A 21,719-nucleotide genomic window follows, 5' to 3' on the forward strand; every position below is an offset into this window, starting at 1 on the left:
CTTCAGTAAGTTGGTGCGATATGATCATTTATGAATCGACGAAAGAACAATTCGTAGGAGATGTCGTCAATGAGCTCCTTGTGGATCGTCTTTACAACTCCTATCAACAGAAAATCGGACGGACAAATAAAGCGGAAATTCGATCTTGGGAAAACTCTCTTCAAAAGATGTCTAACGTTATGCAGGATGATGAGATACCAAAAAACGCAGCGGTTGCAATCGAGTTTAACATCCCCAATACATCGAAACGAGTGGATTTTTTAATTGCAGGAAATGACGGCGCTCAGGATCATGTTGTAATAGTTGAGTTAAAACAATGGGATGAGGTCGAGAAGGTTCCTACGCGCGATGGGGTCGTCCGGTCTTATGTAGGAAAAGGAATGCGCGAACTCGTCCATCCATCTTATCAGGCATGGTCTTATGCTGCATTAATTGAGGACTTTAACGAAAACGTCCTGCAACAGGAGATTCAATTGAAGCCTTGCGCTTACTTACATAATTACAGAAAAACAGAAAACGATCCGTTAACAGATGTTCACTATGCTCCTCACCTTGAAAAAGCGCCTGTTTTTGCAAAAGGAGAAATCCAAAAGCTTCGGTCTTTCATTAAAAAGTACATTCGTCTAGGTGATCAAAACCGTTTAATTTATCAAATTGAAAACGGAAGAATACGTCCATCGAAATCTCTTCAGGACACGTTGAACAACATGCTGAAAGGGAACGAAGAATTCATCATGATTGACGAGCAGAAAGTTTTCTATGAAGAGGCATTCCACTTAGCACTCAACAGTGTTCGAACTAACACGAAACAGGTCATGATTGTAGAAGGCGGTCCAGGAACAGGGAAATCCGTGCTGGCCATCAATCTTCTTGTCAAATTGATTGATCAGGAATTAGTGGCGATGTATGTCACTAAAAATGCAGCTCCACGAAATATCTATTCAACCAAGTTGAAAAAGGATTTCAGGAAGTCGCATATCGATAATCTATTTAAAGGCTCTGGCAGCTTTACAGAAGCTGAACTCAACGAATTCGATATCTTAATTGTTGATGAAGCTCATAGATTGAACGAGAAATCGGGGATGTTCAAGAACAAAGGGGAAAATCAAGTCAAAGAATTGATCAAAGGCTCCCATTTCACCATCTTTTTCATCGATGAACACCAAAAAGTAACACTGAGTGATATTGGCAGCACGGAAACAATCGAAAAATACGCTTCAGAATTCGGTGCAGAAGTTATTACTAGAAAACTCGTTTCTCAGTTCAGATGTGACGGATCAGATGGCTACATCTCATGGCTCGATGATGTATTAGAAATTAGAGATACTGCCAATACGAACGATATGGGAATGGACTACGATTTTCGGATTTTTGACGATCCAAACGCCATGTTAAATAATATTGAGAAGCTAAATGAAAATAATAACAAATCTCGTATGATGGCGGGCTACTGTTGGGAGTGGCCGAAGCCAAACCGACTCGACGTCGACCACTTTGACATCACTCTACCAGAACATGATTTTGGTATCAGTTGGAACATAGAAAACACATGGGCAATCGAAAATTCCTCGGTTCGTGAAGCAGGCTGCATTCATACAGCACAAGGACTCGAATTCGATTATGTCGGCGTTATTATAGGTGATGATTTAAGAATGGAAAATGGACAACTAGTCACGGACTTCACCAAAAGAGCGAAAACCGATCAATCACTAAAGGGAATTAAAAAGATTGCGAAAGAAGACCCGGAGAAGGCTCACGCACTGGCGGATCCAATTATTCGGAATACCTATCGGACGCTAATGACTCGGGGGCAGAAGGGGTGCTTTGTATACTGCACGAATCCTGAGCTGCAAGGGTATTTGAAAGAACGATTGGAGATGGTGACGATGTACCGGAGGAAGAGGGAGCAGGATTTGTATTTGGTGGATGAGAAGAGGGAGTATTGAATTTTTATAGTAGATACCGTTCGTGACTATGTGACTGTGCGCGGAATTATCGTAAATGTTCAAACAAAAATGAAAGTTTCTTGCACAGGCACCTATTACTATACATAAAAATCTCTTACTCAAAGTAAAATAGCAGTTTGAAAGGAAGTACTCATGAGCTACATTCCAGCGATAATAACAGCATCTGTAGCATTTTTAGCAGCAATAATAGCGCAAGTAGTTAATAATTACTTTGTGATATCTCGGGATAACAAAAATTATCATAAACAGATTCATAGTAATCTTATATCAAATTACTTAGCCAATATATTAAGGAACATTTACTTGTATAATAAACCTTTTGATGAAAAGAACAATATATTTCCTGACCTGCATAATACAATTCTATTAATGGAAAAGGATTTAAAATACTTTAATCCAAAACTACAATCCAGATATTCCATCTATACCGTAAATAGATTTTTATCTGATGCCAACTCTAATATAGAAAAAAGACTTGAGTTTGAAATAGCATTTTATTTTCTTCAATATGCAAAAGAGATATTTATAAAATCTAATATACAAACAGAGGAAGACTTTATAGAAATGCTGAATTATGCAGCGAAAAATTTCGCCTACCTAGCTATATGTACAGAACTTGAGGGTTATAACATAGCAAAAAATAATCTAATTTCAATAAACCAATTTTCTATTGATGTACTGGAAGTATATACAATTGAGGAATTATCTAATATTATGAATGACTATGAAAACCAGTTAGCAGAGATTTTAATTCTACAAGTTGAAAATGAAATAAAATCTGTGCTTGCGTAAAAAACGAAGCCTATTATATAAAATATATTGAGTTAAACACAAAGAAACCATGGTTTTTAAGTTATAGAGAAGTACAAATCACGAGATGCCATCCACAGATAGATGCCATCTTATGAATTAAGACGATAGCCTACTACTATTAGAACTTAGTACGGATCTTCGATGAAGAAGTTTGATTTCGTTGCCTATGTACGACACAACTCTGAAACAAATCCGAATAGTATTCGAGTTGTGTGGTGAATAGGCGAAGCTTCTTATTTTTTAGGTGTCTTGATTTCTTGGAGATGTATAAGTGTGACAACCATATTTATATGAAAAACTGGAGGTTGGAATAAATGCAAGCGAGTGATTATATTAATTGGTGGGAAGGTAATAAAGAAACAGGATTGGAGGATGTTAAGACAACTTTTATAGCCCTCTTCTCTAAAGCAGAACTTTTACCATCAATTTATCACCCAATTTTATATAAGTATATTAATAATTCACAAATAAAACATTGGAACAAAGAGATTTTTACTTTTTGTAAGGATAAAATTCAAGAATTTGAGGATCAAGTAGGAATGGAAGTCATGTCTTTGACCTTACTGTCGAATTTCCATCTCATAATCCATGCTTTTCAAAGCATATTAGATTTAGAAGAAAGAATTATGATAATGGAAAGGTTTAAAGGTAATGAAGAACTAAAAGCAAAGATTTTCAGTATTAATATTTATAATGATTTACTGAATACAGCGTTCAGTAACACATTGAAACTATTTATTGAATTTCAAAGTTTAACCGAAGGTAGTAATCTATTTCAAAAGAATTTAACAACACAAATTGAATGTTTAGCTAGCCCAAAAAAAGGATACCAAAAAGTTACAGATTTAGCAGATTCAAATATTCGAAATGCGATATCTCACGGCGGTGTAAAAGTAAGTGGAACAAAGATGTTGTTTTCTTTTACAAAAGGAGCGAAACACTTACAACACGAATCCACGGTATATGACTTCAAAGATTCTATTTTGAAGCTATACGACGGAATAACTGCCATTATATTAGCTTGGTTTGGTTATTTATGTGAAAAAAACATTTCTTATAATGAAGTATATGGAAATAACTTTGTTCACAAGGATACCTCGCTTTTTTTTGAGAGGCTATCTATGTCGACGTTGCATACGACATGTGATAAAATCATTCAACTAGAAGTTGAAAATAAAGAAGAAAAAAGAAATCATGTAAATGTCGAATTCATAGGCATAGATTTAGATATTGATTCAAGAATTTTTCTTGGGATGTGTGCTGCGGAGAGAATATTTCACCTTAGAAAGTTATCTATAAAAGATACTATTATGGTTTCGTTTCAATCTTCTAAAGTTGCAAGCTCTTTTTTTACAATCGATTGTTCTGTAGTTAGTGACTTAACAAATGGCACAATTGATATTGAAAATGCATGGAAACATGTAGTAGACGGCAAAAATGTATTGATGTTTCCAATCAATGACGAAGATAGAAATGAATTTGAAGATTCTTTTCGTTATTATCCAGATATAGAGACTAAGGATTATCGTTTAACAGAAATCGAAGATATTAGTTTAGAAGATAAGAAAAGATTTAAAGCAGTTGCGTATCTTAAAAGAGCAACTAGACCCCGTCATGTACGAGAAGTGGTTGAGGAAATAATTAATCATATTAAGTCTCTGGAGAACTATGGATTTTCCTCTCACAAAGTAAAGAGAGGGAAAATGGAAGCAGATATAATTTATTTGGTTCTATATAAAAAAGAGGTTCGTAGGGGAAATGATAGGTCCCTATTTCCAGGAAACAATAATTTTGTTGCACAAATTCAGTATGACATTGATATGAAATTTCCAATTCGCAACGGGTTAGTAGACTCTCATCTTAAATGTCGACGTGAAGAAGCGATAGAATATAATTGGAATCCCAATTTTTAGGATTTGTTATAGGGTATGTACCTGGATCACACACAATACATGAACCAATCAGATAATATTTTTAAAACCTAAGATAACCGGCTCTATAAAATATATAGAGCCGGTTTTTAGTTTAGGTATCTGAACCATCCATTATTATATGAGTAAAAGAGGCTAATTAATCAAACTCTTGGCAGCGTCAGCCATAAAGTGATCAAGGAAGCAAAATGTCCGGTGACGATCATTAAATAAGCGAGAACTCGTATATATATCTTTACTTCAGAAAACCCACCAGCAGATTTGCTATTGGGCTTTTTAGTGAGATTTTATGCTGAAGCAGCTACTTACACTTCCAGCCCTGCAATACCAAATCCTCCAGGACCGGAATGCGTTGAGATCATCGCTCCAGCCTCAATCCACATACTATTCTCGAATCCTTGTTCCATCGCGACTTCATCGATCCGTTGTTTGATCGTCTCACTGAGTCCAATCGAATAAATGAAATAAATCTGCTGTTTGTCGATGTTGTATTGCTGTAGATAATCATGAAACAGACTTTCAGTGACCTTCTCCATCTTACCGCGGTATTTCCTAGTCGACATAAGCTTACCGTCAACTAATTCAATACACGGCTTGATCTTCAGCAACGCCCCGCCAAGATACGCCATATTGCTGACCCGTCCGCCAGCCCGCAGAAAGTCCAAGCTGCCGGGAAGGAAGGCCAGTCGTGACTTCGGAACCTTAGCCTCAATCATCTCCACCAGACGTACAGGATCGATGTTAGGCTCTTCCTCGAGCAAGGCAGCCGCATACATCACAACTGCAGTCAATCCGCCCGTGACGTTCAACGCATCAAGTAAATAAATATCCTTTACATCTTCCGCAGCCGTCAACGCATTCTCATAGGAAACAGACGCTTTTGATGTATAGCCTATATGAATGATGACGCTTTCAGGAAACTCCGTCCGGATAGTTTTGAAAAACTCCTGGTACTCATGCATATTCGTAGCAGCAGTGGAAGGGATTTTTTTCGTGCGGTTATAATAATCAAAGATATCTGCTACAGGCAGATGACCGTCCAAATAGTCTTTACCGTCCATGATGACGTGCATCGGTACTACATGTATATTGTGGTACTTCGCTAGAGTTTTCGGCAGATCGGCACCGCTTTCGGTTGTTAGAATGATTCTTGCCATTTTGTGTCGCCTCCAGTTTGTATTGTGTGGGTTAGTGTATGTAGTTTCACTATACAGGATATGTGGGAGGGGGATGTTGGATTAATGAAATAAATGAAGTGTTCTCTCGAGTATTAAATACCGCTGTGTATGAAACATTCATGAATGCTTGAATAAACGCGAAAGTTTGTTACATTGACATCAAACAATTAGCTCGACGAGGTTATTAGGAGTATGGTTTTGCATTGCGGTCAGTGATATGATATAGACGCAGCGACATATAGCGGATGGGCGGTTGGCACTCCCTTGAGAAAGGGGGTGTTAATATGGTGACATACGAAGCAATGAACATGTTATTCCAATTTGGTATGTTCCTCGCAGCAATGGCAACAACCATTGTAGCGATGATTGCTTAATTCACCAACAGAAAAAAGTAACCACCCACCGCTAACGACCAAGTAAGCAGGGTGATTACTTTTAACACCTTTGTTCAACTGGCCAACCGTACTTCATGCGGGTGTCAGCTGCATTGACTGGGTGTTGACGCACTCAGTCCTTTTCAGTATAGCTTTAGTTTAGCACAAATATTCGAAAATAACACCTATCGCTCGTTATTGGGCTATACAATGGAGATGCAGGTATAAGAACTAATCACAAATGTTTAAACAAACACAATAGTTTCGTACATAGGCACCCCTAATCCGAGCAGGTATTATTATTCATACACACGTACGACCCCCCCTTGAAAGTTGAATCTCGCAACTTTCAAACAGCAACTTTCGTCAATTGTATGCTGACCATTACGACTAAAACTTCGCAGTAAAAAAAGCAGGAGAATCGATATGAAAAGATCCGAATATAAAGAACAACATAAAAAAACAATGAAAAAGAAAAGCAGCCTGAAGAAAAAGATCATTCGTTTCGTATGTTTCGGTGCATTGCTAGCCGTCCTTTGCGTATTACTTGTACTGAATCTCTTCATCACATTCAGCGATGTCAGTAAACTCGAGGAACCCGCACCCCGATCGACGGTTATTTATGATCCGAACGGAGAGGTGATCAGCAAGATTTCGAATTCGAAAATCGAAGGTGTTTCGATCGACCAGATTCCGGACACGCTGATTGACGCTGTCATTTCCGTGGAAGATCAACGCTTCTACGAACATCACGGTCTAAATTATTTGAGGATGGGGCGCGCCTTAATTGAGAATGCGTTCAAAGGAAAAATCGCCTCAGGCGGCAGTACGATTACGCAGCAGCTTGCGAAAAATGTGTTTTTGACGCAGGAGCGTACGTACTCTCGTAAGTTCAAGGAGATGATTCTCGCAAAGAAGATTGAACGGGTGTATTCGAAAGAGGAGATCATGGAACGGTACTTGAACCAAATCTATTTCGGCGACGGGGCATGGGGTGTCCAACGTGCGGCACAGACTTATTTCGGTAAAGATGTCAGCGAATTGACGTTAAGCGAATCTGCGACACTCGCAGGCGTCATTAAAGCTCCGTCGAATTTATCGCCTACGAAAAACATGGAAAAGTCGGTGAAGCGGCGCAATCTGGTGTTGTCGCTAATGCTGCGTGAACAGTATATTAGTCAGAAAGAATATGATGAAGCGATAGGCCAGAACCTGGCACTGTCCGAATCGACAGTGCCGCATAATGAAGAGCGCTATCCGTATTATATCGATCGTGTAGTAGACGAGGCGGTCAATACGTACCAGTTGACGAAGGATGAAGTACTGTCCGGCGGATTGCATATTACGACAGAAATCAATCCGGTCGTCCAGAATGCGCTCGAAGACGTGTATGCAGATGACAGAAATTTCCCAGATAGCACCCCGGATCAGCTTTTACAGAGTGCCTCTGTTTTCGTAAATCCTAAAACGGGTGGAATCCTCGCGTTAGTCGGTGGGAGAGGAGAGTATACGCAGGGACGCTTCAACAATGCGACCGATCTCATCCGGCAGCCTGGATCTGCGCTAAAGCCGCTTGCCGTCTATACTCCGGCACTTGAGAACGGGTACCATATGTCGGATTTGCTTGAGGATGAACCAATCGATATGGATGGGTACGCTCCGAAAAACATTGACCAGCAATATAGAGGGGAAGTGACCATGTACGAGGCGCTTGCGCAATCGTATAATATCCCTCCTGTCTGGCTGTTGGATCAGATCGGCGTTCAAGAGGGCGTGAATGCAGTGGAACGGTTTGGGATTTCGTTGACAAAAAACGACCGTACACTCGGATTGGCTCTTGGAGGTCTGGACAAAGGAACCTCTCCCTTACAGATGGCGCAAGCGTTTTCCGCGTTTGCGAATGATGGCGTGATGGAGGAAGCTCATGCGATTACAGAAATTAAAGATTCGGAAGGAAAAGTGCTTGGGAAGTGGCAGGGAGAGTCCGTGCAGGTGACGGATGCGGAAGTTGCAGAGCAAATGACTCATATGTTGCAAGGCGCTGTAGAGGAAGGAACTGGAAGAAAAGCACAGATTTCCGGTATGGACGTAGCGGGAAAGACGGGCACCACACAGCTCCCGTTTGAAGGAGTGAACGGTTCCAAAGATCATTGGTTCGTCGGCTATACACCTGACATTGCCGGTGCGGTCTGGCTCGGGTATGATCAAACAGACGCCGACCATTATTTAACCTCTACCAGCAGCTTTACCGCACCCCCCATCTTCGCGCAGGTTGTTTCACAATCAGCCAGTGAATTATCTACGAAGAACTTTGATTTGTCGTTAATTGATGATGAAATAAAAGAGTTGAATAAGCAGAAGAAAAAGACAAAGAAAGAAAGAGAAAAGAAAGAGGAGAAAAAAGTAAAGGACGAGAAGAGAAAAGAGTTTTGGAAGGGTATAGAAAAATGGGGACAGAAGTGGTTTAATGACTGAAAATAACGTAGCTAGACAACGTATAATTCTGAATAGTGTATGAATTGTATGCGGTCCAGGTATCGATTAGTGTGGACTACACACAATACTACAGGAACTAAAAACCTAAGATAACCGGCTCTATAAAATATATAGAGCCGGTTTTTAATTTAGGTATCTGAACCATCCATTATTATATGAGTAAAAGAGGCTAATTAATCAAACTCTTCATATTCGTTCGGATGCTGCCCCTCTACTCTTCCCGCTTCGCCTTTATCCAAGGAATCAATTGTTTTGATATCCTCTTCACTTAATTCAAAGTCAAAGACATCAAGATTTGCATTTTGATGTTTGTATGACGATGATTTTACGATCGGTAAGACTCCGTTTTGCAAGTTCCAGCGAATAATAATTTGCGCTGGCTCTTTGTTATACTTCTCAGCGATTGAAAGAATGGTATCATTTGTTAACACATCATTTATTTCGCGCCCTAAAGGACTCCAGGCTTCTGTTAGAATACCTCGGCTTTTATTGTACTCTACCAGTTCGTTATTGTTGAAATATGGATGGCGCTCAATTTGATTAGTTGCCGGCGTAACACCTGTTTTCTCAATGATTCGCTCTAGGTGTTCCGGTAAAAAATTCGATACGCCAATCGTCTTAATCAGTCCGAATTTCTGCGCATCGACTAAAGCCTGCCACGCATTTTCATATTTACCTTGCTTCGGAAGTGGCCAATGAATCAAATATTTATCAAAGTAGTCAAGTCCGATACGGTACAGTGATTCTTGGATCATGAGAATCGCTTTGTCGTAATCATGTGAATGGCCAGGGAGTTTTGAGCTGATTATCAGTTCTTCTCTTAGGACAGATGACCGCCGAACCGCTTCTCCTACCATTCCTTCGTTGTTATAGTTCGTCGAGGTATCAATGAGTTTATAACCGGCTTCGATGGCTGATAAAACAGAAGTTACTCCTTGTGCACCATTGATGTTCACCGTTCCAAAGCCAATTGACGGTAGGCTTGTACCGTCGTTTAATTGTTGTGATTGTATATTATTCATTTTTATCATACTCCTTTTACAATTATTTTATCTGATAGGTCTTTCTCTCATTTTCCCTTCATGAGAGCTGCCAAACCTCCTTGAAAGCTATGCCTGTGCGCTGCATAATCAAGGTGATATTCAGAATTGTTTTGGAGATGACTTTACACAACCAAAGTTTTTAGTTAATCCACCTCACCGAGCATCCACCTGTCGTTTCTTCCATTTCCCCTTCAGCCTGCTATCATAATAAGCCCAGATGACAAATCCGCTGACTGCCAGCATTGAGCCATAGACGAGCATCTCCCAGGTAAGCAGCAATTGAAACATGTCTTGAATGGAAGTACCACGGACAAAGACGTTATATGGATTAGTGGAATCATAGGTAATCGGCAGTCGGTCACCGATGTCGTAATCTGCATAGGTGTTCCTGGTCACATCTTTGATGACCTGTATGGTATTGCCATCCTGGTCATCAAATGCGACCGTGAATTCGCGTATGGAATCTTCGTGTTTCCGGTAGGTGATGTATGAATACGTGTCGAAGATCGTTGCTTCCGTTTCTGTCTTTCCGAAAGGCATCACTTTCCTGAATAGATTAAGGAGGAAACTGGACGCGAAGAAAAGGAAGAATAGGACGATGGCGCCGGCGATTCCCCAGCCGGTATCTTGCTGTTTCATCTTCTTGTTCTTTTTCCGCTTTTTTCGCTTCTTTTTTACATAACGCTTGTATGCGGACTTCTGTTCTGCCTGCTCAATTGCAGGAATGGAAAGAATAGTAGCGATCAGGCAGCAAAACGCTAAGAATCCGAGTACGCCGATGCCCGCCAGATAGAACATGCTGTCCATAAGGATATCCCGGCTCGTTGAAAAACCCGTCGGACCGGTTGCGTAGCCCTTTATTTCATCACCCCGGGTGAATTCCTCGGACTGTTTCTTCGAGATACGGTACAGTTCTTCAGATGGTGTACCGTCGGGCTGCTCGATTTTTACATTGTAAGCAGGAGGTCTGAACAGACTTTTGGTACCGACTATGCTCGCGACGGTCTCTGTCTTCGGCTCTGCGGACATTAAGTCATACTCTTCTAAGTATGATGATGTAAGACCCCACGTCAGCAGGCCGAAAAAAATCGTAATGACCGCCATTCCTATTAGTTCCTTGAACGTCTCCATTTGTGACACCCCTGTAGATTCATTGGTTCTATCATAGCGAAATGGACAATGAAAGAACAAGAGATATCGGAAACAGGACAATTTTAACTGGAAAATTTAAATGATAGGAAAGGTGGGTATGGCGTTTCGATTGCTAAACATTGTTCGTAAGTTGAAGTGCAGCGACGACAAACAAAAACTTCTGTAGTTTGTGATAGCAAAGAAAACATCAATGTAGATGCATGATTTACCTGAACCTCATACTTAACCGTAGGACTCAATCGATTTCACTAAAATTGGAACTTCAATTTCTTTTTGTTCCGACACAATTCGGAAGGATGTTAACTTGGACGATAGTTTTTTATCAATCGCAATTACGAAGTTTCTTGGTGACAGATCTGCTGTGCACACATCATCCAACGGTTCGAAAGTAATCGATATCTGACTCTTTTCTATGTTGGTCTTGAGTGAATCGAGGATATAAGGACAACTGTTGGATTCAGTCATTCCGACAAACAAAACGTCGTTCGTCTCGAAATCGATTTCTGGAATTGAACCTTCAAGTTGAAACTCTTTCCATGAATCTTCATACACATCCTGTGTTTCCACAAGCTCAGCTTGAATCCCATTTGGTTCTGATTAATTGCTAAGGCTTTCAAAATTGCTTGGCAATGTCTTTTCAGAAGCAAATAACTGAGCCATTTCCGAAGCAGTTTCTCCCTTATTACTTTTATCAGAAGTACAGCCCGCTATCACAAAGACAACACTCCTCATGAAAAACACAGTCAGCCTTTTCATATGCTCACTCCTTTGCCTACTAGAGGAACAGAAAACTGGAAAGTTACACGAATCGATTTGAGTGCCGTCCTCGAAAATATCAAGGATGTGTAAACGAACACGCGAGTTTGACATGTAGGCAGCCATCATGTGCAGGGAATTGACTATCCTATGAATGCGGAAGTCTCTTTTCTAAAGAATCTTGACGAACGATTCTAACAATATTAAGCTGATTAAAGAGTCAGATGCTGGAAATCAGGGAGCGGTATAGAGAAGAAATGTTTGAGTTTATTGACCATCACTGTTTAAAAACATACTAGTCGTATCTGTTGGCGGGAAGAACTTGATAGAAATAATTCCATTATTTTCAGTGATTGTCCCATAGTTAATAAGGAACGATCAATGCTGTCAATTTCTTCTTACGTTCAATAAAATAAATCTGAATAATGAAGGTGCAGCTAATATTTGAAATGAAAGTGGGAATGAGCGTGAAGAAAAGTTATATAGTTGCTGTGCTCCTAGCGGCGGTCATCTTTATTTCTGTGCTAGTCATCGATAGTGGTCACGAACCGAATCCTGATCCTGAAAGAACGATCGAACATGAGGCGCCATCGGGTCCAGGCGTGGTATCTGACTATATAGATTCACCGACCTTGACGGACCACCAAGTTGCACTGAACGATCTTTACGTGAAGATCCCTTACCAAAAAAGAGACATCGTGCTAACAAAAAGAACAACGGACAAATACATCATCGTTGATATTACTTCTCAAGATACCGGCGAGTTGTTATACACATATGGTGAGACAGTGGACAATGGTAAAGAGAAATTGGTGTTCAGAGAGGTTCCGACGAAAGAGGGAAAGGCTCGACTGCAGATGGTCGTGGATATTGATTCTGAGGCTGGGCTAATTAGAAAAGTCGTAGAAACAAAAGTAGTGTATGACCCGCAACCCGATAAAGTTGGAAACGAAACGATCTCTGCTATTTCGCGGTCTGGAGAGTTTCCAGCTGAGAATGTCGAAGTCTTGGCGAGTCTCTATTTGAATTGGGGAAACGAAAGTCAGGATTTGTATGAAGGTTATGAAATTGGCATTATTGAAAAATGAACATTGAAACACCCGCCAGCTAATATAGAAAGGAGTAGCTTTGCCAATGGCCATTCTGACAAAGGATACACAATACATACGAAGTCTTTATTTGAAGAGAGACCAAATCAACTCCTTTGCCCGCTATCCGCTCAATCTTCCGTTCATCCGCGGCTTGGAGGAGTTGGCATTCCATCCGAATGTCACCTATATCATCGGGGAAAATGGGATGGGGAAATCTACGCTGCTGGAAGCAATCGCAATTAGCCTTGGTTTCAATCCTGAAGGAGGCACGCGGAATTTCAATTTTTCGAGCTATGACTCGCATTCCAATCTGGATAAATATCTTCGAATCGTCAAAGGTGTTCAACGGGCGAATGATTCGTTTTTCTTTCGTGCGGAGACGTTTTATAATGTCGCTACCCACATAGAAGAATTGGATTCAGAACCTTTGGGGGGAAGAAGAATCATTGATTCCTTCGGTGGCAAGTCTCTCCATGAGCAATCGCATGGGGAATCATTTTTCGCAGCGTTCATCGAGCGTTTTCAGGGTAACGGTCTGTACATACTGGATGAGCCAGAAGCAGCACTGTCTCCAACCAGGCAACTCGCGATGCTCGCAAGGATCCACGAGCTCGTGACTGAAGGTTCGCAGTTCATCATTTCTACCCATTCACCGATCTTGATGGCGTATCCAAAAGCTATAATTTATCAGTTGGAAGACAAAGGCATGAGAGAGGTCGAATTGGAGGACACCCCACACTTTTCGATCATGAATCAGTTTTTCACTGACCGGGACCGGCTGCTGCATCATCTATTTAACTGATGAAAGAATAATATATGTAGATGAATTTTAACTATAGGAGAAATAGGTGCTCGAAACAATCATGAATGTTTAAACAAACATAATTGTTTCGCGCACTGGCGCCGTTATAATTATGTCACTTGCCGTACACAATGCGAGTGGCTTTTTGACAATTATGAAAAGAGTGGAAAAAGAGTTCACTCCAGTTTCCAAACAAGGTATGATGAAATGACAGATAGTTCATACAATAAGATGAATCTTATAACCTGACGTTAAGAATAAAAAAGGACCAGGAACAAATTGATTTGAAACGACGAGTTTGGAACATTGATTAGGTTGGTCATCACTTGCCGAAAAAAATAGGGCATGGTCAGACATGCTTTAAACCTACTAACGCGAAATGTGACTTTCCATTAGACTGTCAAAATCGAGCTTGTTAATTTAATGAATGGAGTTTGTAACCATCCGAAAACTTCAGGAGGAATGATGGGATGACAAAGAAGTGGTTACTGGCCATGATTTTTTCCATGTCTTTACTGAGTGCGGGCTGTTCAGTCTGGGATGGAATCCGGGGATGTCCCGACGGTCAAATCGATTGGGCAGATGTCCTCATGATAAATGACATTAAATATGGAAGTGACATTATTCATGAACAGGAGAATACACATCCGGAAACTGGAGATAGCCTTGGTAAGGTAACGTATATGCTAGACGGTCACGCTTGCTTCAACCATAAACTGAAAAACGATGAGGCAACTTATGTGTCAGCAGGAACACCTGTGTACGAAGTAATAGGCTATAAACCGGAATTTCGTGTTTTTGCGGATGGTCGTGTGTTTCAAGTGATCGACAATCCAAATGCAGAATCGCTCGGGGACCTCGCTGACATACAAGGGAAAGTGACCAAAATCAGTATCAGAAGTGATGAAGATGATACCCTCCTTGGTGAATTGGATACAGAACAGACCGAGGCATTTCTCAAAGAATACCTGGCGCTTGCTTATAAAGGAAATATAGACCCGGAAAACGAAAGTGATAGGGATAACCGGGTCTTTATTTACTTTCAACTGGAAGACGGTTCTACTTTCCATACAATCTACGTGATAGATGAAAATATATTTGGTTATGATGCATATGGTAACGAGAAAACGAAGGGGATAATTGAAGAAGTCGTGAAGGAGTGACGTCATGAGAGGACATGAAGAGTGCAAACTTAGAGGTGATCAGTTATGAAAGTAGTATGGAATATTATTTTCCTATTAGTATTGGTTTTCGTTACCACCGCATGTTCCGAACAATCTGTAGAAAAGGAAAAAGGACGACTCGTCCGGATTGACGTGCAACAGGTTGATGAGCACGGCAATAAAGGAGAAGAAAAGATACTTGTGGAAAACGATGACTTGGAAGCGGCACAAAAAGCATTCGTTAATACGGAGTGGCAGTCAAATACCAAAGCGGATATGGCAAGGGCAGAAGACGTGTTGGCAACTTTCTTCTATGACAAAGACAAAAACATGCCCGAGTCACTTGTCCAATATCGGATTTGGTTCGAAGAAGACGACTCTGCAACTATCATCAGCAACAATGAAGATGAAAGCTATGGCAGGATGAATGCTGAAAACGCTCAGATCCTGAAAAACCTGTTCCTTAAAAATTAACTGTAAAGTTGCAGAAACCGGTGTGTTATAACGAAACCTGGAATTATATTGTCGCTTTGCACGACGCAACTCTGGGACGGTTCTTAATAGTGTTCAAGTTGTGCGGTGTAAAGGCAGCGGTTACTATAGCACTTTGCCCAGCTGCTCCCGGTACAAAACCTGGAGCAGCTGGGCATTTTTCTATTTGCATTCCTATCCGCCACACACGGCCAATGAAATAATTTTCTATTCTAGCGTTACCAAATTCAAAATTTGGTGTCTAAGTATATAGAAGAGAGGTGAAATGATGTCCGCAGAACAATGGTTTGAGGATTATGCCAGTGCTGTGTACAGCTATATCTTCATGCAAGTGCGGAACCGGCACACAGCAGAAGAGCTGACACAGGAAACGTTCGTGAAAGTCGTGGAAAAGGCGCATCAGTTCGACGGTCGTGCCGCGGTGAAGACATGGATTTTCCGAATCGCCTACACGACAATATTGAACCACTTCAGAAAAAAACATCCTCTGACTCACTTTTTCGATAAGGACTTCCATGTGTTCGGTAGCCATCCGTCCTCCGAAGAAACGGCCGAACTCAACGCGCAGGAGACCGAATTTTATGAAGCGCTCCACTGTCTCAATAAGAGTCAGAAGCAAGTCATCCTGCTACGGCATATCCAGGGGTTTTCCACGAAAGATACAGCTGAAATTCTTGGGAGCTCTGAAGGTAAAGTGAAGATGAGCCTGAAACGCGCGTTGGACGCATTCAAAAAAGAACTCGAGAAAGGAGGCATGTCTCATGAAACCCTATACCGACGATGAACTGACTAAAAAACTCGAAGCCCTTAAAGAGCCTTTTCAGCCCACGGAGGGACAAAAAAGGACCATGCACCAATCGGTCTTCCACGGGGAAAGTGTACAGTATAGGTATCGAAAGTTTCATTGGAAGCCTGCAATTATTTCTTTGCTATTGCTCGTTTCAATCGCCTTCACCGTGACAATCCTGATCGGCAAACCGAACTCGCTTAGTTCCGGATTTTTCGCTAAAGATGTAACGGCTTCTTGGGAAGGCACCATTATGAAACAGCAGGATTCGTTTGAAGTGACAAATTACTATATTGCTTTCGATGGGAAAACAATGTACATTCAAAACAATTTTATGGGAGATTCTTTCATGGGGACAGAACAGAGTGAATCGGAAATCAGGGCAGCGTCTGAGAACTATCAAGCAAAGCTGGCCAAAATGAAGCTGCAAGAGGGCGACTACAAACACTATACCGTTAAAAAGAGAAAAGATTTGTATACCATCACCGTCCCCGGCGAAAATAACTTCTCTTACACTTTGGAGAAAACCGCACCACGACAATATGTTGGGGAAGACGGAATTCGTTACAGCGTGAACAACTATATCGACTAAATCGCAGCAAACCGAAAAATCGCTAACTGTTTACCACGCAATTTGGATGTACCACTGTGTACGAAACAAATATGAATGTTTAAACAAACACGAAAGTTTCTTACACATGCACTCTCTTTTAATGTGGGATTTTTGGGGCAGAAATGATTACTTATTACGCTGCGCAGATTCTCCTTGCTGCGAGCATCGGAAGCCAGATTCATGAACCCGAATCTTGACAAGGTGTTTTGGTGTAATGAAATAAAAAAAGTACCTGTGAGAGAAACGCTCATGAATGTTGGTACAAACATGAAATTTCGGTGCACAGGTACCTTTCATTAAATTATCTCTTCAATCCTGGAACGTCCTTCCTGACGACATCAAACAAACCGGCGCCAATAATTTCAAGTGCAGATTGCATTCTACCCTCAGAAATATTGTCTTCAAGTGTGTCTTGTGGTGTGTGATAAACTTTTTCGATGTGATACACTAACGGATCCCAATTGTCGATGCCCATCCAAATGAATAACGCAGATGGAATACCTGCATTATGGAATGGCACATGGTCACTTGACCCGAATTTACCAGGCAAGATATCTGAATTTCCAAGTCGTGCACCTGCAGCTGTTGTCGAATCTGTTATAATATTTGTGTTGCCGTCTACGGTCATGGCATAGAGGTTTTTTGCGAGATCGTAGTTCGTCGCTACCATATCAGGATTGAATACTGCAGCTATATTATCCCGTTCCGCTTGTGACAATTGATCAACGTAGTACCTGGACCCTAACAAACCACGTTCCTCTGAACCGAAGGCGATGAACTTCATGTCTACGTCCGTGTTGTAACCTTTGAATACACGTGCTAACTCGAGCATTAAACCTGTGCCAGACGCATTGTCATTTGCACCCGGGGCACCGACTACACTATCCATATGTGAGCTAAGAATCACTTCTTTGCCTTTATTCTTTTTATTCTTGGCCTTTTTAGTACCGATGACATTGACGGATTGCAAATTGGAATAATGTTTCGAGCTAAGCGAAATTTCAACAGGACCTTTATCCATCTGTTCTTTCAACCATTCTCCTTGGATATAAGCCGCTCCATAAACTGGAATGTCATAAGATTTCGTTAAATTAGGATTGAAGGTGGAACCATAGTTGCCGCGGCTACCTACAACGCTTTGAAGGATGATCCCGGTAGCACCAGCAAGTACTGCATTGTCAACTTGCAGGCGGTAATTAGCAGTTGTGGAAGCACGTGTTAATAAGACAACCTTTCCTTTGACGTCCGCTGGGAAATCACTTGCATTCGTCCCGTCTTCCACAAAAATAACTTTCCCATTCATTGGCTTTTCACTTATTTTACCATTAGGTGCTGCACCCATTTGCCATGCTTCTCCATCAGCAAATTCAATAGTTGCAATATATTGATCAGCGACCGGAAAATATTGATATTCCACTTCATAGCCGTGGTTTCTTAGCTGGCTTGCAATATAATCTGATGCTTGCTTTTCCGCTTCCAATCCCCCAGGACGCGGACCGATTTCCTCCGACAAATACCTGATATGTTCGATCGCCCTCTTGGCATCTACTCGTGCAACAACTTTCTGGTCGTGTGCTGCATCTGACTTTCCATTTGAAGTTTGAGCCGTTAGTGGTGCGGCGTTAGCTTGTCCGATATCCGCAAATGGAGATGTGCTGAAAACCATTGTCCCTGCAAGTGTAATAGTCAAAATTGATTTCCTGAAAGCTTTACTGCCATTTCCAATCAATATTTTACTTCGTTTCATAAAAATCTCCCACTCCTTCTCAGTTAATATTTGTCTTTTCGAGTTGAACTTGAAAACATGGAAGTCTTTACTTAGAGCCATCAGTCTCTCATTTCTACTATCACACTCCTATAATTACCTAGCGGTTCATGTCGCTCAAAGTATTCTCTTTTCAACTCTTTAACTCCTTCATAAAAAATGAAATCAGCTATTAGTTATCACAAAATTGTGAATTTTAGGGTTTTTAGAAGTGAAATGGGCCTGTCTGCTAATTAGTCCAGGTCCTTAATGCATGAAGGCACTAACAATGGCAAGAAGTTTTTTGGAAGGCAATCATATTAGCATTTTGTTGCCTTCCTTTTGTCTTTTTTTCAAAATTGCAATGAGATTCCTGTGTTTCAAATCTCGAGAACGTATCAAGAAGTAAATCGCTTAACTAGTTCAATATGTTCAATATTAGAAAGGAAAAGCGTTGAATGTATAACAGGTTAAAATACCTATAAAGGGTGTAATCTTTATGAATCATTCTGCCGTTTAAAAGGTATGTGGTTCTAACTGTTTTCACTTTTGTGGAAGGGATTGGTGAATTAGAAAGAGAATCCTTTGTTTAGTTTGAATTTTCAAAGAAAGGAAAAAGAGCGGAAGATATGCTAAATGTCTCTGTTAATAATTTTATGAGAAAGTAAGAAAGGAGTGGTGTTAGATATTTCCATACAAAATAGAAGAGTTAAAGGAACCGAATTATTAATAATGGCTTGGATGTGAGCTTTTTGTAGAAATGTTGGTGATCATCAAATTAAATGCATCAATCGTTACTACCAATATCGATTGATGCATCTGTTGAAAAACACTGAAGTGCCAAGAGTGATTAAACATGTATCAAATTGAAAACGTGTATCATCATACACTGGAAGTTACAACTGCTGAGAATACACAGCTTACACGGTTACAATCTTCTTTAGAGAATATAGGAGCATGTGTCTTTGCTATTGTGACAAAAGAAATATCATGTCTGAAGATGTGAGTAGATGAATCGGAAGAAAGAGGTTGGATAATTGGACAAAGGGGAGTGTTTAGTTGATGAAGAAAAATTCACTAGCACTGTCGGGATCCTGACACTATGAGCCAGTCTCGCTTTTCCTGGAAATGCAGTAGAAAAAACGGACAATCTAGAATCCCATCATGGAAATTCCATCTCGGGATATTTACAAAGCGACTGTTGGGACAGGAAAAAAGGGGATCCCCATTGAAATCGAGACTCATGGAAATGAAAAGACAGAGACTGAGGCGGTCCTTAATTTACTCAAATCAATAGGGTCTAGAAATTCACGTGAGTCAAAGAAAATTCGCGATGAAGTAACACTTGTTTTTCTACCAAAAATGAATCTTGATGTGTCAGTGGGGACAAAAGACGGAACGATATGCCTTGGGAAGAGATACTAGCCAGTTTTCCACGGTTAAGTGGAGTAGCTCTTGCTTGAAACTATATGAACCATGGCATTAGCCAAATGTATGAATATAGTACCAATCCAGGATTTGATGTGAAATGTGACTTCAATCCGGATTTAAACTATGTCCCACGGGAAAAAGGTTTTCGAGGAAACTCAAGTTCACTAGGATGGTTTATCACACCTGAAACGCAAACCGTTCGCGATGTATACAAATCGTTAAAAAGGAGTATGGCAACGTAAAGAATCTTGCAGCCTATAATGAATTACAGGAATACGGTAATTCACCGTTTAAGAATTATCCACTTTATTTACAAGGGATTGTCTTCCCTGGGACTGCATTAGGCACATTCGCGTTAGACAGCAACGGCACTGTACTATTTGAAATGACTGGCCAAACGCAGATAATGGGCCAGAAGAATAAAGGGCAACTTGTAAAAGCTGTTTAAAGAGGACTAATAGGCAAAATTCATGCAGTTGCTGACGGTTCAATCGTCAACTTAAATCCTGAAGACTACGAGAAAATACCATTGACATCTGATTTTCCTGCGAACTGAACTAAAAAATTATTAGCTTAAGCAATACTACTAAGTTAAAAGGGAGAGATAAGAATGAAAAAAACAATGCTTGCATTTTCGCTTGCAGGAGCATTAGTTCTAAGTGCATCACCGTTTGCACTGCCGATAGCGGAGGCGGTTGGAAACGGTCCGAATTATGGCGGTAATGAAACGATAAATACATCCATCTTACACACTTACGACGAAATGGTAGATAACCTTAAGAAGCAGCAAACAAAACAAAAAGATATGGAACTGGAAGTGATTGGACAAAGCGTTAAAGGAAGGGATCTGTATCTTGTAAAGTATATAAAGAATCCTGAAAACCCAACAATCCTTTTCCTTACACAGCAGCATGGAAACGAGCAGCTGACGACAGAAGGATCACTTGAGTTCATCAAACACCTCGGTACCGGGAAGATGAAAGGTGTCATCGATGGTGTAAATATCTTGATAGTTCCAATGCTCAATGCAGACGGTGCAATGGGAGATGTCGACTTTTCCTTAGATGATTATATCGCTAGCGGAAGTCGCCATTTAACCCGTTACAATGCGCTAGGAGTAGATCTGAACCGGGATCATGTAAACAAAATTCAACCTGAAACGAAAGCACTCCATGATAATGTAATACGTGCTTATAACGTAGACTACATGATTGATTTGCATCACCAAGGTACTAAGAGTGAGCGAGATGGAGAATTAGTGTCAGGTTCCATTCTTTATCCCACTACACCGAATGTTAGTCCTGATGTATTACTGAAATCCAAACAGCTTGGCGCAGTTGTTTTTGATTCAGTCGATTCAACGGGATGGGGCCATCTTGGCAAATATAATGGAGGGTCTGCCGAAACGATTAGCCGTAATGGAATCGCAGTGGAATATGGCATTTCCACACTTCTTTTTGAGATGCGAGGCATGTCGGATCATTCCTCCGAGTCTGCTGTTCTGGGTCAAAAGAGTAATGGTTACTTAATTAAGCAGACCATTAAGACGCTTGATGCGACTGTACGTGCTATAGCGGACCGTTCTATCGATAATAAGGACATTAGTTTCTGGGATACACTGGCTACTCAGCAATCACAACCTTCCAAAGAGTAAGTAATAAGAGATATGTAATAAGTAAGTCTTAATTTTTTGCGATATCTCCCTTCATGGCATTTTTAAATGGAGGGGGATATTCTTGTTTGATTTTCTAAAATCTTTAGATGCCATGAACCATCATGAATGTTTAATCAGACACGAAAGTTTGACACGTTGGTTCCTTTCCAACGGACCTGCAGATGCAAAAGAACAAATCCATGCAGCTCAAAATCACTTGCCACAACTCAGG

General features: G+C 40.7%; 20 protein-coding genes. 14 read left to right on the forward strand and 6 right to left on the reverse strand.

Annotated features, from left to right (window positions below; all coding sequences use genetic code 11):
- Nucleotides 1–20 precede the first annotated feature (20 nt).
- The 4 genes from N693_RS0103210 to N693_RS20790 all read left to right on the forward strand — a co-directional run bounded on the left by N693_RS0103210 (nucleotide 21) and on the right by N693_RS20790 (nucleotide 4,924).
- Entirely contained in the window at nucleotides 21–1,946 is a 1,926-nt protein-coding gene (locus tag N693_RS0103210; protein WP_025783339.1) for a DUF2075 domain-containing protein, read from the forward strand.
- Nucleotides 1,947–2,099: 153 nt separating this feature from the next.
- A complete protein-coding gene (locus tag N693_RS0103215) occupies nucleotides 2,100–2,759 on the forward strand; it encodes a hypothetical protein (RefSeq protein WP_025783340.1) in 660 nt (219 codons plus the stop codon).
- A gap of 335 nt (nucleotides 2,760–3,094) precedes the next feature.
- The gene (locus tag N693_RS0103220) at nucleotides 3,095–4,693 is read left to right on the forward strand and encodes a hypothetical protein (RefSeq protein WP_025783341.1); all 1,599 of its coding nucleotides are present in this window, start codon (nucleotides 3,095–3,097) and stop codon (nucleotides 4,691–4,693) included.
- A gap of 156 nt (nucleotides 4,694–4,849) precedes the next feature.
- Nucleotides 4,850–4,924, forward strand: a complete 75-nt coding sequence (locus N693_RS20790) for a universal stress protein (RefSeq protein WP_081760072.1) — start codon at nucleotides 4,850–4,852, stop codon at nucleotides 4,922–4,924.
- A 92-nt stretch (nucleotides 4,925–5,016) separates the two neighbouring features.
- On the opposite strand, the gene N693_RS0103225 is transcribed toward N693_RS20790, so the two are convergent.
- On the reverse strand, nucleotides 5,017–5,868 hold the full coding sequence (locus N693_RS0103225) for a DegV family protein (RefSeq protein ID WP_025783342.1): 852 nt from the start codon (nucleotides 5,866–5,868) through the stop codon (nucleotides 5,017–5,019).
- A gap of 305 nt (nucleotides 5,869–6,173) precedes the next feature.
- Here N693_RS0103225 and N693_RS20515 point away from each other — a divergent pair, with 305 nt between their 5' ends.
- Together N693_RS20515 and N693_RS0103235 are read left to right on the forward strand one after the other, a co-directional pair.
- Nucleotides 6,174–6,263 (forward strand): putative holin-like toxin, encoded by a 90-nt coding sequence (locus N693_RS20515; protein ID WP_253271150.1) that lies wholly within the window; start codon nucleotides 6,174–6,176, stop codon nucleotides 6,261–6,263.
- Nucleotides 6,264–6,689: 426 nt separating this feature from the next.
- Nucleotides 6,690–8,738, forward strand: a complete 2,049-nt coding sequence (locus tag N693_RS0103235; protein ID WP_025783343.1) for a transglycosylase domain-containing protein — start codon at nucleotides 6,690–6,692, stop codon at nucleotides 8,736–8,738.
- Between the two features lie 194 nt (nucleotides 8,739–8,932).
- On the opposite strand, the gene N693_RS0103240 is transcribed toward N693_RS0103235, so the two are convergent.
- The 4 genes from N693_RS0103240 to N693_RS20135 all read right to left on the reverse strand — a co-directional run bounded on the left by N693_RS0103240 (nucleotide 8,933) and on the right by N693_RS20135 (nucleotide 11,710).
- A complete protein-coding gene (locus N693_RS0103240; protein ID WP_025783344.1) occupies nucleotides 8,933–9,781 on the reverse strand; it encodes an aldo/keto reductase in 849 nt (282 codons plus the stop codon).
- A 174-nt stretch (nucleotides 9,782–9,955) separates the two neighbouring features.
- Nucleotides 9,956–10,933, reverse strand: a complete 978-nt coding sequence (locus N693_RS0103245) for a hypothetical protein (RefSeq protein WP_025783345.1) — start codon at nucleotides 10,931–10,933, stop codon at nucleotides 9,956–9,958.
- 243 nt (nucleotides 10,934–11,176) lie between these two features.
- The gene (locus N693_RS0103250; RefSeq protein WP_156028857.1) at nucleotides 11,177–11,521 is read right to left on the reverse strand and encodes a hypothetical protein; all 345 of its coding nucleotides are present in this window, start codon (nucleotides 11,519–11,521) and stop codon (nucleotides 11,177–11,179) included.
- A 30-nt stretch (nucleotides 11,522–11,551) separates the two neighbouring features.
- Nucleotides 11,552–11,710 carry a hypothetical protein gene (locus tag N693_RS20135; RefSeq protein ID WP_156028858.1) on the reverse strand — a complete coding sequence of 53 codons (159 nt, stop codon included), beginning with the start codon at nucleotides 11,708–11,710 and terminating at the stop codon, nucleotides 11,552–11,554.
- Nucleotides 11,711–12,177: 467 nt separating this feature from the next.
- Here N693_RS20135 and N693_RS0103260 point away from each other — a divergent pair, with 467 nt between their 5' ends.
- The 6 genes from N693_RS0103260 to N693_RS0103285 all read left to right on the forward strand — a co-directional run bounded on the left by N693_RS0103260 (nucleotide 12,178) and on the right by N693_RS0103285 (nucleotide 16,637).
- Nucleotides 12,178–12,798, forward strand: a complete 621-nt coding sequence (locus N693_RS0103260) for a hypothetical protein (RefSeq protein ID WP_025783347.1) — start codon at nucleotides 12,178–12,180, stop codon at nucleotides 12,796–12,798.
- A gap of 46 nt (nucleotides 12,799–12,844) precedes the next feature.
- Nucleotides 12,845–13,603, forward strand: a complete 759-nt coding sequence (locus N693_RS0103265) for an AAA family ATPase (RefSeq protein ID WP_025783348.1) — start codon at nucleotides 12,845–12,847, stop codon at nucleotides 13,601–13,603.
- A 470-nt stretch (nucleotides 13,604–14,073) separates the two neighbouring features.
- Nucleotides 14,074–14,766, forward strand: coding sequence for a hypothetical protein (locus tag N693_RS0103270; RefSeq protein WP_025783349.1), 693 nt, complete (start codon nucleotides 14,074–14,076; stop codon nucleotides 14,764–14,766).
- Between the two features lie 45 nt (nucleotides 14,767–14,811).
- Complete coding sequence (locus N693_RS0103275) at nucleotides 14,812–15,240, forward strand: hypothetical protein (protein WP_025783350.1); 429 nt, start codon at nucleotides 14,812–14,814, stop codon at nucleotides 15,238–15,240.
- Nucleotides 15,241–15,523: 283 nt separating this feature from the next.
- Nucleotides 15,524–16,042: an RNA polymerase sigma factor gene (locus N693_RS0103280; RefSeq protein ID WP_081760039.1), complete on the forward strand. Its 519-nt coding sequence runs from the start codon at nucleotides 15,524–15,526 to the stop codon at nucleotides 16,040–16,042.
- A complete protein-coding gene (locus N693_RS0103285; RefSeq protein WP_025783352.1) occupies nucleotides 16,020–16,637 on the forward strand; it encodes a hypothetical protein in 618 nt (205 codons plus the stop codon). Before N693_RS0103280 ends, N693_RS0103285 begins: the two co-directional genes overlap by 23 nt.
- A gap of 322 nt (nucleotides 16,638–16,959) precedes the next feature.
- Here N693_RS0103285 and N693_RS0103290 read toward each other — a convergent pair whose 3' ends face one another.
- On the reverse strand, nucleotides 16,960–18,405 hold the full coding sequence (locus N693_RS0103290) for a M28 family metallopeptidase (RefSeq protein ID WP_025783353.1): 1,446 nt from the start codon (nucleotides 18,403–18,405) through the stop codon (nucleotides 16,960–16,962).
- Nucleotides 18,406–19,566: 1,161 nt separating this feature from the next.
- Between N693_RS0103290 and N693_RS20520 the strand changes: the two genes are divergently transcribed.
- Entirely contained in the window at nucleotides 19,567–19,827 is a 261-nt protein-coding gene (locus N693_RS20520) for a M14 family zinc carboxypeptidase (RefSeq protein ID WP_025783354.1), read from the forward strand.
- A 616-nt stretch (nucleotides 19,828–20,443) separates the two neighbouring features.
- On the forward strand, nucleotides 20,444–21,487 hold the full coding sequence (locus tag N693_RS0103305) for a M14 family zinc carboxypeptidase (RefSeq protein WP_025783355.1): 1,044 nt from the start codon (nucleotides 20,444–20,446) through the stop codon (nucleotides 21,485–21,487).
- The last annotated feature ends 232 nt before the right edge of the window (nucleotides 21,488–21,719 follow it).

It is taken from the genome of Sporosarcina sp. D27 (assembly GCF_000586555.1).
GTDB lineage: Bacteria > Bacillota > Bacilli > Bacillales_A > Planococcaceae > Sporosarcina.